The organism is Streptomyces sp. NBC_00873, from assembly GCF_045207415.1.
Taxonomy (GTDB): domain Bacteria; phylum Actinomycetota; class Actinomycetes; order Streptomycetales; family Streptomycetaceae; genus Streptomyces.
The window spans coordinates 5,824,005-5,839,255 of record NZ_CP108803.1; the positions used below are offsets into that span (position 1 = coordinate 5,824,005).

The 15,251-nt window shown below is 69.6% G+C and carries 15 protein-coding genes; 7 read left to right on the plus strand and 8 right to left on the minus strand.

What is annotated here, in order from left to right; all coding sequences use genetic code 11:
• Positions 1 to 2: 2 nt before the first annotated feature.
• The 3 genes from OH809_RS26935 to OH809_RS26945 form a co-directional block, all read right to left on the minus strand.
• On the minus strand, positions 3 to 215 hold the full coding sequence (locus tag OH809_RS26935; RefSeq protein ID WP_406419902.1) for a hypothetical protein: 213 nt from the start codon (positions 213 to 215) through the stop codon (positions 3 to 5).
• Between the two features lie 12 nt (positions 216 to 227).
• A complete protein-coding gene (locus OH809_RS26940) occupies positions 228 to 836 on the minus strand; it encodes an ArsR/SmtB family transcription factor (RefSeq protein ID WP_406515727.1) in 609 nt (202 codons plus the stop codon).
• A gap of 68 nt (positions 837 to 904) precedes the next feature.
• Positions 905 to 1,378, minus strand: coding sequence for an Lrp/AsnC family transcriptional regulator (locus OH809_RS26945; protein ID WP_266985129.1), 474 nt, complete (start codon positions 1,376 to 1,378; stop codon positions 905 to 907).
• Positions 1,379 to 1,499: 121 nt separating this feature from the next.
• Between OH809_RS26945 and hppD the strand changes: the two genes are divergently transcribed.
• On the plus strand, positions 1,500 to 2,645 hold the full coding sequence (gene hppD, locus OH809_RS26950) for a 4-hydroxyphenylpyruvate dioxygenase (RefSeq protein ID WP_406419898.1): 1,146 nt from the start codon (positions 1,500 to 1,502) through the stop codon (positions 2,643 to 2,645).
• A gap of 79 nt (positions 2,646 to 2,724) precedes the next feature.
• Here hppD and OH809_RS26955 read toward each other — a convergent pair whose 3' ends face one another.
• Positions 2,725 to 4,404, minus strand: coding sequence for a tetratricopeptide repeat protein (locus tag OH809_RS26955; protein ID WP_406515728.1), 1,680 nt, complete (start codon positions 4,402 to 4,404; stop codon positions 2,725 to 2,727).
• Positions 4,405 to 4,501: 97 nt separating this feature from the next.
• Between OH809_RS26955 and OH809_RS26960 the strand changes: the two genes are divergently transcribed.
• On the plus strand, positions 4,502 to 5,869 hold the full coding sequence (locus tag OH809_RS26960; protein WP_406515729.1) for an FAD-binding oxidoreductase: 1,368 nt from the start codon (positions 4,502 to 4,504) through the stop codon (positions 5,867 to 5,869).
• A 20-nt stretch (positions 5,870 to 5,889) separates the two neighbouring features.
• Here OH809_RS26960 and OH809_RS26965 read toward each other — a convergent pair whose 3' ends face one another.
• Positions 5,890 to 6,366: an SsgA family sporulation/cell division regulator gene (locus OH809_RS26965; protein WP_406419894.1), complete on the minus strand. Its 477-nt coding sequence runs from the start codon at positions 6,364 to 6,366 to the stop codon at positions 5,890 to 5,892.
• Between the two features lie 211 nt (positions 6,367 to 6,577).
• Between OH809_RS26965 and OH809_RS26970 the strand changes: the two genes are divergently transcribed.
• Complete coding sequence (locus OH809_RS26970) at positions 6,578 to 8,167, plus strand: RDD family protein (RefSeq protein WP_406515730.1); 1,590 nt, start codon at positions 6,578 to 6,580, stop codon at positions 8,165 to 8,167.
• A gap of 144 nt (positions 8,168 to 8,311) precedes the next feature.
• Entirely contained in the window at positions 8,312 to 8,983 is a 672-nt protein-coding gene (locus tag OH809_RS26975; protein ID WP_406419891.1) for an RDD family protein, read from the plus strand.
• A 49-nt stretch (positions 8,984 to 9,032) separates the two neighbouring features.
• On the opposite strand, the gene OH809_RS26980 is transcribed toward OH809_RS26975, so the two are convergent.
• Positions 9,033 to 9,383: a hypothetical protein gene (locus OH809_RS26980; protein WP_406515731.1), complete on the minus strand. Its 351-nt coding sequence runs from the start codon at positions 9,381 to 9,383 to the stop codon at positions 9,033 to 9,035.
• Positions 9,384 to 9,754: 371 nt separating this feature from the next.
• On the opposite strand from OH809_RS26980, the gene OH809_RS26985 reads away from it, so the two are divergent.
• Positions 9,755 to 12,154 (plus strand): immune inhibitor A domain-containing protein, encoded by a 2,400-nt coding sequence (locus OH809_RS26985; RefSeq protein WP_406515732.1) that lies wholly within the window; start codon positions 9,755 to 9,757, stop codon positions 12,152 to 12,154.
• A 124-nt stretch (positions 12,155 to 12,278) separates the two neighbouring features.
• Positions 12,279 to 12,611 carry a hypothetical protein gene (locus OH809_RS26990; protein WP_406419886.1) on the plus strand — a complete coding sequence of 111 codons (333 nt, stop codon included), beginning with the start codon at positions 12,279 to 12,281 and terminating at the stop codon, positions 12,609 to 12,611.
• A 167-nt stretch (positions 12,612 to 12,778) separates the two neighbouring features.
• Here the strand turns inward: OH809_RS26990 and OH809_RS26995 are convergent, their stop codons facing one another.
• Together OH809_RS26995 and OH809_RS27000 are read right to left on the minus strand one after the other, a co-directional pair.
• Positions 12,779 to 13,363, minus strand: coding sequence for an isochorismatase family protein (locus OH809_RS26995; protein ID WP_406515733.1), 585 nt, complete (start codon positions 13,361 to 13,363; stop codon positions 12,779 to 12,781).
• A 151-nt stretch (positions 13,364 to 13,514) separates the two neighbouring features.
• Positions 13,515 to 14,843: a nicotinate phosphoribosyltransferase gene (locus OH809_RS27000; RefSeq protein WP_406515734.1), complete on the minus strand. Its 1,329-nt coding sequence runs from the start codon at positions 14,841 to 14,843 to the stop codon at positions 13,515 to 13,517.
• Positions 14,844 to 14,930: 87 nt separating this feature from the next.
• On the opposite strand from OH809_RS27000, the gene clpS reads away from it, so the two are divergent.
• On the plus strand, positions 14,931 to 15,236 hold the full coding sequence (gene clpS, locus OH809_RS27005) for an ATP-dependent Clp protease adapter ClpS (RefSeq protein WP_018555894.1): 306 nt from the start codon (positions 14,931 to 14,933) through the stop codon (positions 15,234 to 15,236).
• Positions 15,237 to 15,251: the final 15 nt, after the last annotated feature.

Consider the following 15,251-nt stretch of genomic DNA (forward strand, 5'->3'; position numbering starts at 1 on the left):
GCCTAGACCGCGCGAGGGGAGGACGCGGAGAGGACGTGCCGGTCCGGCAGGACGCGCAGGCCCAGCTCGACCAGTCCCCAGCCCAGCCGCGTACGCAGGGTCCGGTGCGCTGCCCGAGGCGCCCGGGCCGTACGCGCCATGCGGAACTCGTCGGCCTGCCGGCGCAGTTCGGTGTTGCGGAGCTGCTGCAGCGTCAGGTGCGTGTCGGGGTGCATGGTGGATTCCTCTCAGTCGGTGGGGCGCGGGAACATGTGCAGATGGGTGCGGACGACGGCCGAACCCTCGGTGCCTTCGGGGACCCGGTCGCGGTAGCTGTCGATCAGGTCGTGGATCTTCTCGGCCAGCTCCAGTGAGAGCTCCGGGGTGAGCCGCACCTTGAAGTTGCTGACGTCCCAGCCGCGCAGCCACTGCTCGGGCCATTCGTGCATGGTGCCGAGCCAGGTGTTGAGCTCCTGGGTGTGCGTGGTGGCGACCTCGTGCAGCACGACTCCGATGGCGCCGCGCACCTCCGGGTCGGGGTCGCGGATGAAGTCCTCGATGCGGTCGAATGCGGTGCCCATGTGCACGGACCGCCACCACCGTTCGCGTCCCTTGCCGAGCGTGGGGTCGTCCTCGACGAAGCCGTGCGCGGCCAGTTGCCGCAGGTGGTAGCTGGTGGCGCCGCTGGACTCGCCGAGCCGGTCGCCCAGTTTCGACGCGGTGGCGGGGCCGAACTCCCGGAGGGCGCCGAGCAGGCGGATCCGGAGGGGGTGGGCCAGCACGCGCAGGGCGCGGACGTCGACGCGGTGGATGTTCGGGTCGAGCGGCTTCTCGCCGCCGACTTCGTTCGCTGCCATGTCTCGACTGTAGACTTGCAAAGGATCCTTTGCAACGATTCTTTGCAACATCTTCTTTGTAACTCGGCTCAGTCGCTGTCCTCCGCGGCCTGCTCGACGAGCGGGATGATGCGCAGAGGCACCGGGTTCTCCATGACGATCGCCGTGGAGGCCCGGACGATGCCATCGAAACCGACAACCCGGTCGATCACCCGCTGAAGGTCGGCGTTGGACCGGGCGACGAGCCGGCACAGCATGTCGCCGTGCCCGGTGGTGGTGTGCAGCTCCAGAACTTCCGGCACGCCGTCCAAATGGGCCCGCACGTCGGCGCCTTGGCCCTGCTTGATCTCCAGGGTGGCGAAGGCGGTGACGGGGTAGCCGAGAGCCGCCGGATCGACATCGGGGCCGAATCCGCGGATGACTCCATTCGACTGAAGCCGGTCGAGGCGCGCCTGCGCGGTGCCGCGGGCCACCCCGAGCCGGCGCGACGCTTCCAGCACCCCGATCCGGGGCTCGCGCGCAAGCAGCACGATGAGCCGCCCGTCCAGATGATCGATCGCCATACGTATCCCCCCATGGTCACCATGTACAGATAGTCCGCCCATCCAAGCAAACCTGTGTACAGACTGCTCAGCGAAAACGCGAACTATTGCGCACCTTGCGATGCAGGGAGAGCCTTCCCTTATGACTGAGACGCTGCACAACACCCCTGACACCGTCCGGCAGGCCGACCCCTTCCCGGTCAAGGGAATGGACGCGGTCGTCTTCGCCGTGGGCAATGCCAAGCAGGCCGCGCACTACTACTCGACCGCCTTCGGCATGAAGCTCGTCGCCTACTCCGGACCGGAGAACGGCAGCCGCGAGACCGCCAGTTACGTGCTGACCAATGGTTCGGCACGCTTTGTCCTCACCTCCGTCATCAAGGCGTCCACCGACCACGGCCGCTTCCTGGCCGACCATGTCGCCGAGCACGGCGACGGCGTGGTCGACCTGGCCATCGAGGTCCCGGACGCACGGGCGGCGTACGCGTACGCCGTCGAGCACGGCGCCCTGGGTCTCACCGAGCCGCACGAGGTCAAGGACGAGCACGGCACGGTCGTGCTCGCCGCGATCGCCACGTACGGCCAGACCCGCCACACCCTCGTCGAGCGCTCCGGCTACGACGGCCCGTACCTCCCCGGCTTCGTGGCCGTGGCCCCGATCGTCGAACCGCCCGCCAAGCGCACCTTCCAGGCCATCGACCACTGCGTCGGCAATGTGGAACTGGGCCGGATGAACGAGTGGGTCGGCTTCTACAACAAGGTCATGGGCTTCACCAACATGAAGGAGTTCGTGGGCGACGACATCGCCACCGAGTACTCCGCCCTCATGTCGAAGGTCGTCGCCGACGGCACCCTGAAGGTGAAGTTCCCGATCAACGAACCGGCGATCGCGAAGAAGAAGTCGCAGATCGACGAGTACCTGGAGTTCTACGGCGGCGCGGGCGTCCAGCACATCGCCCTCGCCACCAACGACATCGTCGCGTCGGTCCGCACGATGCGCGCGGCCGGCGTCCAGTTCCTGGACACCCCCGACTCGTACTACGACACCCTCGGCGAATGGGCGGGCGAGACCCGCGTACCGGTCGAGACGCTGCGCGAGCTGAAGATCCTCGTCGACCGCGACGAGGACGGATACCTGCTGCAGATCTTCACCAAGCCGGTTCAGGACCGCCCGACGGTCTTCTTCGAGATGATCGAACGCCACGGCTCGATGGGCTTCGGCAAGGGCAACTTCAAGGCCCTGTTCGAGGCGATCGAGCGCGAGCAGGAGAAGCGCGGCAACCTCTGAGCCCAGGTGGCTCCTACGTGAAGGCGGGGTTTCCGGCGGATCCGGAGGCCCCGTCTCTCGTGCCCCCCGCCGCGCCCCGTCAGCGGCTGCCCGGCGCATGCGAGGCCGGGGGCGCGGGAGCGCCCGTGGTCCCCGTCGTTCCGGCCGGTGCCGCCATCAGGACGCCCTGCTGCGCGGACGGGGTCCTGGACGGTTCCGGGGACTGCTGAGGGGGTGCCGCGGGAGACGTCGGTTCGGGTGCCGCGGGCACCTCCTGCGGGTCGCCCGCCGGGGTCCGGCCCAGCTGGTCCAGGGCCTCCTGGGCCGATGGGGCGTCCAGAGGGCTGAAGTGGGGGTTCGTGCGCAGCGCCGCCTCCAGGTGGCGGCGGGCCGGGCCGTGGTTCCCCAGGCTCCGTTCGATCATGCCCAGGTGGTACGCGTACAGGGCCGTCCCACCACCCGTGTCCGCCGCCTGCTGCGCGTATGTCAGCGCACTCTGCGAGTCGCCCGATCTGTACAGCGCCCATCCCAGCGCGTCCGCCGCCGCCGCGCTGTGGTGCTGTCGGTCCCACTCCGCCCGCAGCAGCTCCACCGCCCGCGACGCATCACCGTGGTCGGCCTCGAAGCGGCCGAGGAGGAGGGACTCGTCGACCCCGTGGCCGCTCTCCTGGGCCAGGGTTCTGCGGAGCTTCGTGTACTGGCCCCGGGAGTCGTCGTCGAGCCCCAGCGACTCGTACAACTCGCCGAGTTCCAGCATGTATGCGGGGCTTGAGCGCCGGGACAGCGCCGCCCGGTAGTCGCGCTGCGCCTCGTCCGTACGGCCCAGGGCCGCCAGCGCCCGCGCCCGGCCCGCGAGCGACGGCGGGTGGGCGCGGTCCGCCCGCAGGGCCGCGCTGTACTGCGCCACCGCCTCCTCGGGCTCGCCCCGCTCCCAGGCCAGTTCGCCCAGCCGGAACAAGGAGTCCGTCTTCTCGGCGGGGGTGGTGGCCCGGTTCGCCGCATCCTGCGCGATCGCCAGGGCGTCCTTGCGACGGCCCTCGTTCCGGTACATCTGCGCCGTCCACGAGAGCGCCGCTACGCCCGAGCGGAGCGCCGTGAACTTCTCCACCGCCCGGCCCGCCGCCGTGTACTGGCCGAGCCCGTTGTACGCGTCGATCAGGACCGGGTACGCCGTCCAGTCCTTCGGCTGCCGGGCCCGTACCTTCTCGCCCCACTTCTTCGCCGTGACGAAGTCGTGCCGTGCGTTGGCGAGCGCCGCCAGCCCCACCCAGGCCGCCGTGTTCCCCCGGTCGCCCGGCTGTACGTCCAGCGAGCGCCGCAGCGCCTGCTCGGCCCGCCCGTAGTAGGCCGCGTCCGCGGAACGCCGCCCCCACTCCACGTACGCCGATCCGAGTACCGCCCACGACCGCGCGTCGGACGGATGCGTGCCCACCCAGCTCTGCCGGTCCCCGATCAGCGCCGTCAGATCGGCGAGGGAGGCGGGGGCGCCCGCGTTCGTCGCCGTCAGGGCGCGCATGACCGGTCCCGGCACGGGCGGCGGCGCGGCTTCCTTCTCCTCGTCCGGTACGGACACGACCGCACCCGTGACCAGCACGGCAGCCGCCACCGCACCGACCGCGGCCCGGCGCAGCGTCGTGTGCAACGAGACCGGCGGGGGTTCGGCCGGCGGTTCGGAGCCGGGGAGCGACGACGTCTGCGGTGGGCAATCGTACGGATCGGATGAAGGGGGCGCGTGATCCGACTGGGGGGACTCCGGAGGCTGCTGCGGCATGACATCCATGCCGATCACTCTGCGTCAGTATGACGATCACACCGTGTTGCGCGAACGCTGCCGCAGACGGGTTCACACCATTGGCCCCGGGTGTCACGCTTGGATCATGGACAATCTTCTCGAACGACTGCGCGCGGGCCTTCCTGCCGAGGTCCTGATCACCGATCCGGACGTCACGGCCTCGTACACCCACGACATGGCGAGCTTCTGCGACGCGGGCGCTCCGGCCGTCGTGGTGCTGCCGCGCACGGTCGAGCAGGTCCAGCACGTCATGCGCACGGCGACCGCGCTGCGTGTGCCGGTCGTCCCGCAGGGTGCCCGTACCGGCCTGTCGGGCGCGGCCAACGCCTCCGACGGCTGCATCGTGCTGTCCCTGGTGAAGATGGACCGGATCCTGGAGATCAACCCGGTCGACCGGATCGCCGTCGTCGAACCGGGCGTCATCAACGCCGTACTGTCCCGCGCGGTCAACGAACACGGCCTGTACTACCCGCCGGACCCGTCCAGCTGGGAAATGTGCACCATCGGCGGCAACATCGGCACCGCGTCCGGCGGGCTGTGCTGCGTGAAGTACGGCGTCACCGCCGAGTACGTACTCGGCCTCGAGGTCGTCCTCGCCGACGGGCGCCTCCTGACGACCGGCCGCCGGACCGCGAAGGGCGTCGCCGGATACGACCTCACCCGGCTCTTCGTCGGCTCCGAGGGCAGCCTCGGCATCGTCGTCCGCGCCGTGCTCGCCCTGAAGCCGCAGCCGCCGCAGCAGCTCGTCCTCGCCGCCGAATTCCCGTCCGCGACAGCCGCCTGCGACGCCGTCTGCCGGATCATGGAGCGCGGCCACACTCCGTCACTCCTCGAACTGATGGACCGTACAACGGTCCAAGCCGTCAACACGATGGCCCACATGGGTCTCCCCGACTCCACCGAAGCGCTGCTCCTCGCCGCCTTCGACACCCCGGACCCCACCGCCGACCTCGCCGCCGTCGCCGAACTCTGCGCCTCCGCCGGTGCCACCGAAGTGGTCCCCGCGGCCGACGCCGCCGAATCCGAACTCCTCCTCCAGGCCCGACGGATGTCGCTGACCGCCCTGGAGACCGTCAAGTCGGCCACGATGATCGACGACGTGTGCGTACCGCGCTCCAGGCTCGGCGCCATGATCGAGGGGACGGCGGCCATCGCACAGAAGTACGACCTCACCATCGGCGTCTGCGCCCACGCGGGCGACGGCAACACCCACCCCGTCGTCTGCTTCGACCACACCGACGCCGACGAGTCGCGCCGGGCCCGCGAATCCTTCGACGAGATCATGGCGCTGGGCCTCGAACTCGGCGGCACCATCACCGGCGAACACGGCGTCGGCGTCCTGAAGAAGGAATGGCTGGCCCGCGAACTCGGCGAGGTGAGCGTCGAGATGCACCGGGGCATCAAGGCGGCGTTCGACCCGCTGGGGCTGCTCAACCCCGGCAAGGTCTTCTGACACCGCCGACGGACCGCGCATCAGACCTCGCCGTCCGTCGACTCGTCCGACGGCCACGGGTCGCTCAGCCACAGGTCGTCGGCCGGCAACGGCGCGAGCAGATCGGCGAGAGCGGCGTCGATGCCGAGCCGCTCGGTCTCGGTGCCGGGCGGCACCAGCCGCAGCGTCTGCTCCACCCACGCGACCACGGCCTCGGACGGCACCTCCAGCAGCGCATCTCCTTCGGGCGAGCTCAGCGCCACGCAGAGGACGTTGCGCCGCTCGATCCTGGCCGGCCAGATCCCCACGTCCCCCTGCCCGCAGGGCCGGAACACACCCTCGACCAGCAGATCGCGGGCGAACGTCCAGTGCACGGGGAAGCCGGAGCCGATGTGAAAGGTGATGTGCACGGCGTACGGATCCTCCGTGCGGTACGTCAGCCGGGACGGGACGGGGATGGTCCACTCCGGCGACAGGACCAGCTTGAGTTCCAGCTCGCGTTCCACAACGGTGTGCATGAGTGCGTCCTTTCGGTGCCTGTGGGCCGGTCCCCTGACCGGCCCGCACGTGGAGAGAGCGCCCTCCCCGCCATCTATGACGCGACTTACGGAAAGAACTTCACCCTGACCGGAAAGTGCCCCAAACGCCGGGACCGGCCCGGGGGTGCGCGGCTGTCTGATAGATGTGGTCCGTTGACTTGAGGCTTCGAAGAGATACGGGACCACGGTGATGAGCGCCCCAACCCCGGCACCCGGTGACGACAGGCCCCGCGAGGGGTATTACCCCGACCCGTCCATTCCCGGATATATCCGGTACTGGAACGGCACTTCGTGGGTTCCCGGTACGAGCCGTCCTGCGCCCCAGCAGGGCGAACCGATGGCCGCGACGCCCTCCGAGGGGGCAACGCCCGAACCGCAGCCGCAGCCTTCGGCACCGATGCCCGCTCAGGCGTCCGGTCCGACCTACGCGCCGGTGGACGAAACCGGTCCGGTCTTCCTCGACGAGGAGCCGAACGACAGCAACCGGCCCGAACCCTCGTCCGCCTGGCAGGCCGACGCCTCCCGGCAGACCGGCTTCGGCGGGGAACGCGACCGGCGGGTGTCCTGGGGCGGCACAGACGGTACGGGGCAGCCGGGCGGGGCCGGAGCAGCGGGCCAGGTCACGGCGGACCGGGCACCGGGAGGCGAGGCCCCCGCCGACCGGGCCCCCGCGGACCCGCGCCTGCCCGCGCCGCAGGACCCCACGGGCGGTGCGCCGGCGGGCATGCGGGGCGGCAACAGCCAGGTCCCCGAGCGAACGGTCTCGATCCGGGCCGACCGCCCTGCCGAGCCCGGAGGCGGCAGCGGTGAGGCGGGGCGTCCGCCTGCCGACGGTACGGTCACGATCCGCCCCGTGGGACAGGGGGGCCGGTCGCCCCGTCCCCGCAACGCGGAACAGGAACCGGCCGACGGGACGATGACGATCCGCGCGGTTCCCTCCGGCACCAGCGCCCCGCAGCCCTCCGCGGCGGCACCTGCTCAGGCCGCCGTGCCCGCTCAGGCCGCCGCACCGGCCCCGGCGCGGCCCGCGCCCGCCCCGGTCAATCCGCTCACCCCGGGCCCCGGCGGCGGCGCCGCCTCCTGGGCGCAGCAGGCCCACCGGCTCGCCGCGCCCCAGCAGGCCGCCCACCCGCAGCCCCAGCCCTCGCAACAGCAGCAATTCGGGCCCGAGCAGTCCCAGCAGGCCGTGCCGCCCCAGCAGCGTGTCGGTGCGCAGGCGGCTCAGCCGGACGGTCCTGTCGTGCCCTGGAAGCCCCCGGTCGCCGACCACTTCCAGCAGCTCGCACAGGCGCAGGCGGCCGCCCGCCCCGCCGGCCTCGGCAAGCGGTTCGCCGCCCGGTTCGTCGACACGGTCGTGCTGGGCGCGCTCGTCGGCGCGATCGGGTTCCCGCTCGTCTCGCAGGCGATGGACCACATCGGCGACAAGATCGACGCGGCGAAGCTGTCCGGCCGGACGGTCACCGTCTGGCTGCTGGACTCCACCACCGCAGGGCTGTTCGGCGCGGTGCTCGGTGCGTTCCTGGTGCTCGGCGTGCTGTTGGAGGCCCTGCCGACCGCGAAGTGGGGCCGTACGCTCGGCAAGAAGCTCTGCGGTCTGGAGGTACGGGACATCGAGTCCCACGGCGCGCCCTCCTTCGGTGCCGCGCTCCGCCGCTGGCTGGTCTACGGCGTGCTCGGTCTGCTGGTCATCGGCGTGGTCAATGTCCTGTGGTGCCTGTTCGACCGCCCGTGGCGGCAGTGCTGGCACGACAAGGCGGCACACACCTTCGTGGCGGGCTGAGAGGCTGACGACGAGCACGACGACGCCGCGCGGGCGACCCGTGCGGCTGACGGCTCATCGGGTGAGGGCGGCTGCTCGGTGCCCTGTTCCCCCGAACGCACCTGAGCCGTTGCGGGCACCCGTGGGCCGGGATGCACTGCCCCCATGAGCAACGATCAGCCGACGTCCGGCCAGCCTCCCGAGGACGACCCGTTCCTCAAGAAGCCGCAGGAGCCGCAGCCGCCGTCGTCGGGTTCGCCCTACGACAGCGCTCCGCCGCCTCCTCCGCCGCCGTACGAGCCCGGTGCCTACGGCGGTGGCCCGTACGGCGGCACGGACCCGCTGGCAGGCATGCCGCCGCTCGGCGAGCCCGGCAAGCGGATCCTGGCCCGGCTGATCGACTTCCTGATCATCTCGATCCCGCTGTATCTGATCTCGCTGCCGTTCGGCGGCCTGGTCGAGATGCCGTCGAACACCAACAACGGCAACAACGGCAACATCAGTAACGCCTTCAACCAGACCTACAGCGGCCATCAGCTGCTCTGGTCGCTGATCGGGCTCGTGGCCTACGTGGCGTACGACACGTACTTCACGCACAAGGACGGCCGCACCATCGGCAAGCGGCTGCTGAAGCTGCGGGTCGCGATGCTCAATGACGGCCGGGTGCCGGACACCAGTGCCGCGTTCCTGCGGGCCGTGGTGCTGTGGCTGCCGGCGCTGCTGTGCTGCCCGTGCCTGTGGTGGCTGATCAACATCGTGCTGATGTTCACGGACAAGCCGTACCGGCAGGGGCTGCAGGACAAGGCGGCCAAGACGGTGGTGGTCTCGACGGCATAGCCGACGCACGCAGACCGTCCGCCCGAGCGGCACGCCGCCGGTTGCCGGGTCAGTGGCGCAGGGAGTGCTCGCCCACGCGCTCGGCGGCGCGGACGGCCGGGATCCTGGCCGGCTGGACGTCGTCGAGCTCGATGTCCTCGGCTGCGCCGATGGTGGAGACGGCGCCGTGGTTCGTACGAACCACGGTCGCCGTCTTCGCTGTCTTCGCCGCATTCCTTGTTTTCATCCGCAGCGGCAGGGGTACGGTGACGGCCACCAGCAGACCGAGCGCCAGCGCCGCCGTGCCGATGACGGCGATGCCGATGCCCGAACTCGTGCGGGACAGCAGGAGCATGGCGAGCGTCGAGAAGACGACGGTGACCGATCCGTAGGAGAGCTGTGCAGCAGTGGGGCGCGGCATGGCGGTATCCGTCCTCGGGGCATCGGAAGGGGCAGTCTCTCAACGCGGTCGCACTGTCAAGCGACTCTACGACGGTGGATGCCCTGGAGGAACCGGTAGTAAGCGTGACCTAACCCACGGTGCCGGTGCACGGGGGGCGCACTGAGTCATCCAGTGCGTCAAGGGGGGGCACTGGCGCGCCGGTCGCCCGTTCGGTGAACGTCCGCATAACGGAGCTGCACTCCCACATAATGCACTTGGTCTGTTCAAGTCAAGATCTGTCTTTTCTCTCGTAACTCCGGTCGAATGGCGTCACTTGTGACGCGTATCCGCGCGCGGCCTCTTCATCACACCCAGGCCGCAGCCGCGGGCGCCGGGGAGGACTGCATCAAGTGACCACTAAGAGACGGACGCTCCGCGCCGCGGCGGTTGTCGTGGCCATGGCCGCCACCGCTGCCACGGCGTCGACCTTCGCCACCGCACAGGCCGATGACAAGGCATCAGATGCCGGCGCATCCAGCATCGACCGCCGCGATCCGGGGTCGGCCGAGGGCAACGCGCACAACCTGAAGGGCCCCTTCAGCGAGCAGCAGGACGCACAGCGTCAGGCCGCCCTGGAGCAGGTCGTATCCGGCGACAAGAAGGTGTCGAACCGCGACGGCTCCAACGTCGTCAAGCTCGACGACAAGAAGTACGTCGAGCTCGGCCGCGAGAAGACGGACAAGATCTTCACGATCCTGGTGGAGTTCGGCGACAAGGTCGACGGCACGACCATGTTCGACCCGGACGGCGACGGGCCGAAGCCGCCCGTCAAGAAGTACGGCGGCACGCCCGGACCGCTGCACAACAAGATAGCCAAGCCGGACCCGGCGAAGGACAACAGCACCGCCTGGCAGGCCGACTACAACCAGGCCCACTTCCAGGACCTCTACTTCGGTGAGGGCGCCGGCACGAACTCGCTGAAGACGTACTACGAGAAGACGTCCTCCGGACGCTACTCGGTCGACGGCAATGTCTCCGACTGGGTCAAGGTCCCGTACAACGAGGCCCGTTACGGTTCCAACTACTGCGGTTCGTCCAACTGCGCCAACGCCTGGGACATGGTCAGGGACGGCGTGAACACCTGGGCCGCCGACCAGAAGGCCAAGGGCCGTACGCCGGAGCAGATCAAGGCGGACCTGGCGCAGTACGACCAGTGGGACCGTTACGACTACGACAACGACGGCAACTTCAACGAGCCCGACGGCTACATCGACCACTTCCAGGTCGTGCACGCGGGTGAGGACGAGTCCGCGGGCGGCGGCGTCGAGGGCCCGAACGCCATCTGGGCGCACCGCTGGTACGCGTACGGCACCAACGTCGGTGCGACCGGCCCGGCCGGCAACAAGGCCGGCGGCACCCAGATCGGTGACACCGGCATCTGGGTCGGCGACTACACCGCGCAGCCCGAGAACGGCGGCCTGGGCGTCTTCGCCCACGAGTACGGTCACGACCTCGGTCTGCCGGACCTCTACGACACCACCAACCGCGCCGAGAACTCGGTCGGTTTCTGGTCCCTGATGTCGGCCGGCTCCTGGCTCGGCACCGGCAAGAACGCCATCGGTGACATGCCCGGCGACATGACCGCCTGGGACAAGCTGCAGCTGGGCTGGCTCAACTACGCCTCGGCCAAGGCCGCGACGAACTCGGTCCACAAGCTGGGTGTCTCGGAGTACAACACCAAGGACAAGCAGGCGCTCGTCGTCTCGCTGCCGGACAAGCCCGTCACCACCCCTGTCACGACGCCCGCGGAGGGCGCCAAGCAGTGGTGGAGCGACATGGGTGACAACCTCAACAACACCCTGTCCCGCTCGGTCGACCTGACCGGCAAGTCCAAGGCGTCCCTGGACCTTTCGGGCTGGTGGGACATCGAGAAGGACTACGACTACCTCTACACCGAGGTGTCTACGAACGGCGGCGCCAGCTGGACCGCGATCGACGGCACGGCCGACGGCAAGGCCATCCCGCGCGACGCCAGTGACAAGCCGGCGCTGACCGCGGTCTCCGGCAAGTACCAGAAGCTGTCGTACTCGCTGGACGCCTACGCGGGCAAGAAGATCGACATCCGCTTCCGTTACACCACCGACGGCGGCGCGGGCGGCAAGGGCTTCGCGGCCGACACCATCGCGGTCAACGCCGACGGTGCCGTGCTCTTCTCGGACAACGCCGAGGGCGACGACAACGGCTGGACCGCCAAGGGCTTCTCCCGGGTCGGTGCGTCGTTCACCAAGGACTACCCGCAGTACTACATCGCGGAGAACCGTCAGTACGTCAGCTACGACCGGACCCTCAAGGTCGGCCCGTACAACTTCGGCTTCCTCAACACCCGTCCGGACTGGGTCGAGCACTACCCGTACCAGAACGGTCTGCTGATCTGGCTCTGGGACCAGTCCCAGAAGGACAACAACGTCTCCACCCACCCGGGCCGGGGCCTGATCCTGCCGATCGACGCGCACGCCAAGCCGCTGAAGTGGGCCGACGGCACCGTCATCCGCAACAAGATCCAGCCCTTCGACGCACCGTTCAGCTGGCGGCCGACCGACAGCTTCACGCTGCACAAGGCCGATGTGGCGACCAAGATCAAGTCCCAGCCGGGCGTCCCGGTCTTCGACGACCACAAGGGCACCTACTGGTACGCGGAGAACGAGACCGGAAGCGTGCAGGTCGCTGACACCAACACCCGGATCACGATCGTCAGCGAGCCGCTCAGCGGCTCGACGATCACGGTCAAGGTGGGCGCCTCGCACAAGTAATTCCGCATCACCGCAGGTCAAAGCGTGATCGGCCGTCGCCCTCTAGCGGGCGGCGGCCGATCGTGTTTAGGTGCCTCTTGTTCGGATTCTTATTGACGCGATGTCTCACGGGGGAGCGCGGAGCATGGCAGGCGGAGGATTCAGCAAGTTGCCGAACGGCAGTGTGGTGGTCGCGATCACCCTGAACGGTCCGGCGGACGGGACAGACCCGGGAACCCCGGTCCGGGTCCTGGTGCACGCGGCGAACCGGGCCCGCGCACTGACCCGCCTGCGCAATGTGGGCCTCCGGGCGGTCTACCTCCGCGGCAACGCGGAACCGCCCACGCCCGACGAGATCACGGCGGTGCTGCACCACCCGGACGGCCTGCTCTGGCGAGCGAGACCGGAGAACGCCCAGGAACTCTGGCACCCCATCCGGGCACTCCTGCACCCACCGGTACCGGCCCACCAGTCCTGAGGGCGCCTGCGTCCTGCCCGGCCACGTCGAGCCCGCCCGGCGCTCGAGAACAAGACCCGGGCGGCAAACCGGCCCGCACATCGAGCGTCACGCCGGCAAAGACAAGCCCGTCCGGCGATTGAGGACAACGCGGCCGCCGGACGACCCCGGCAACCCCCCCCGCCGCCCTACACCACCGGCTTGCCGGAGAGCTCCACCCCGGCCTTCCGGAGCTCCTCCAGCGCCCGCCCCGTGCTCGCGGCGGCGACCCCCGCGGTCAGGTCCAGCAGCACATGCGTCGCGAACCCTTCCCGGACCGCATCCAGCGCCGTCGCCCGCACGCAGTGATCCGTGGCGATGCCGACGACGTCGACCTCGGTGACCCTCCGGTCCCGCAGCCACTGCGCGAGCCCCACCCCGTTCTCGTCGACCCCCTCGAAGCCGCTGTACGCCGCTGCGTACGCCCCCTTGTCGAACACCGCATCGATTGCGCCGGAAGCGACCGCCGGGGCGAAATTGGGGTGGAAGCCCACCCCCTCCGTGCCGGCGACACAGTGCGCAGGCCAGGAGTGCTCGAAGTCGGGCTGTGCGGAGAAGTGGCTGCCCGGGTCGACATGGTGGTCACGGGTGGCGACCACATGGCGGTATCCGGCCTGGGCCTCACCGATCAGGTCGGTGATGGCGGCGGCGACATCCGCGCCCCCCGTCACCGCGAGGCTGCCGCCCTCGCAGAAGTCGTTCTGAACGTCCACGACGATCAACGCGCGGTGCATGGCGGGTGTCCTTCGATGGGGGAGAGAAGCGGGGGAGGAGAACGGAACGGTGAAGTTCGGGGCTGTAAAACGAGCCTAGAGACAAAGACCGCGTTGCGGGAGGGGCGTATGGCTGCTAGCAGCGACCGTCGCCTTCCCTGCCGCGGTACGTTCACACGAACTCCGTCAGAATCACCGGCTCCCCCTTGGACAGCTGGATCGCTGACATCGGCAGCCCCCGCCGCGCCGCTATATGCCGCTCCCGCGCCGTGTCCAGCGACTCGCGCGCGATCACCTCACCACCCCTGACCAGCTCGACCAGCAGCTGTCGGTCGGCCAGCCCGTCGGGCACCGGACCGGTGCCGACCACCTCGGCCTCGGCCACTCCGTTCTCGTCCAGCCGCCGCGCGGCCCACTTGCGACCGCCCATCGAGGACTTCGCTCCCAGCGACTTCTTCGCAACCGGCCGCAGCGGTTCCGCGGGATCGGCGGAGCTCGCCCGGGCGACCAGCTTGTAGACCATGGAGCAGGTCGGCTGCCCGCTGCCGGTGACCAGCTGCGTGCCCACGCCGTACGCGTCGACCGGTGCCACGGCCAGCGACGCGATCGCGTACTCGTCCAGGTCCGACGTCACCACGATCTTCGCCCCGGTGGCGCCCAGCTCGTCGAGCTGCTGCCGCACCCGGTGCGCGAGGAGCAGCAGGTCCCCGGAGTCGATCCGGACGGCCCCCAGCTCGGTCCCGGCGAACTCGACCGCCGTACGGACCGCCTCGGCGACGTCGTACGTGTCGACCAACAGCGTCGTCTTCCGGCCCAGCGAGTCGACCTGCGCCCGGAACGCGTCGCGCTCGCTGTCGTGCAGCAGCGTGAACGCGTGCGCGCTCGTCCCGATCGTCGGGATGTTGTAGCGGAACCCGGCCGCCAGATCGGATGTCGCGTCGAAGCCGCCGATGTACGCGGCTCGCGCCGACGCCACCGCGGACAGTTCATGGGTGCGTCGTGCACCCATCTCGATCAGCCTGCGACCGCCCGCCGCCGCCGACATCCGGGACGCCGCCGCGGCGACCGCCGAGTCGTGGTTGAGGATCGACAGGATCACCGTCTCCAGCAGCACGCATTCGGCGAAGGAGCCCTCGACCCGCAGGATCGGCGAGCCCGGGAAGTACACCTCGCCCTCCGGGTAGCCCCAGATGTCGCCGCTGAAGCGGTAGTCCGCCAGCCAGGCGAGCGTCGGCCCGTCGACGATGTTCCGGTCGCGCAGGAAGGTGAGCATCTCGTCGTCGAAGCGGAAGTTCTCCACCGCGTCCAGGACGCGTCCGATGCCCGCGACGACGCCGTAGCGCCGCCCCTCGGGCAGTCGGCGGGTGAACGCCTCGAAGACCGAGCGCCGGTCGGCGGTGCCCGCCTTCAGTGCCGCCTGCACCATCGTGAGCTCGTACTGGTCGGTGAAGAGCGCTGTCGACGGCACACCGACCCGTCGCCCAAGGTCCGCAGAATTCATGGCTCGGATGCTACCCCTATTTCGTCAGAGTGACGAGATCTAAGCCCGTTTGTGCGATGCCCCCTCCCGGGTGGCAGCATGGGGTAGGTGAGTGTCGCCCCTGTAGAGATCGAGCGTCCCGAATCGGCCGAGGAGAACCTCGTCGTCCCTGAGCCCGACGTGCCCTGGGTGACGCTGGTCCACAATGACCCGGTCAACCTCATGAGCTACGTGACCTATGTCTTCCAGGCCTATTTCGGCTACTCCAAGGACAAGGCCCACAAGCTGATGCTCGACGTCCACCAGAAGGGCCGCGCAGTCGTCTCCAGCGGCAGCCGCGAGGAGATGGAGCGCGACGTCCAGGCCATGCACGGTTACGGGCTCTGGGCCACCCTGACCCAGGACCGCAACTAGCTCCACCTCTGCCCC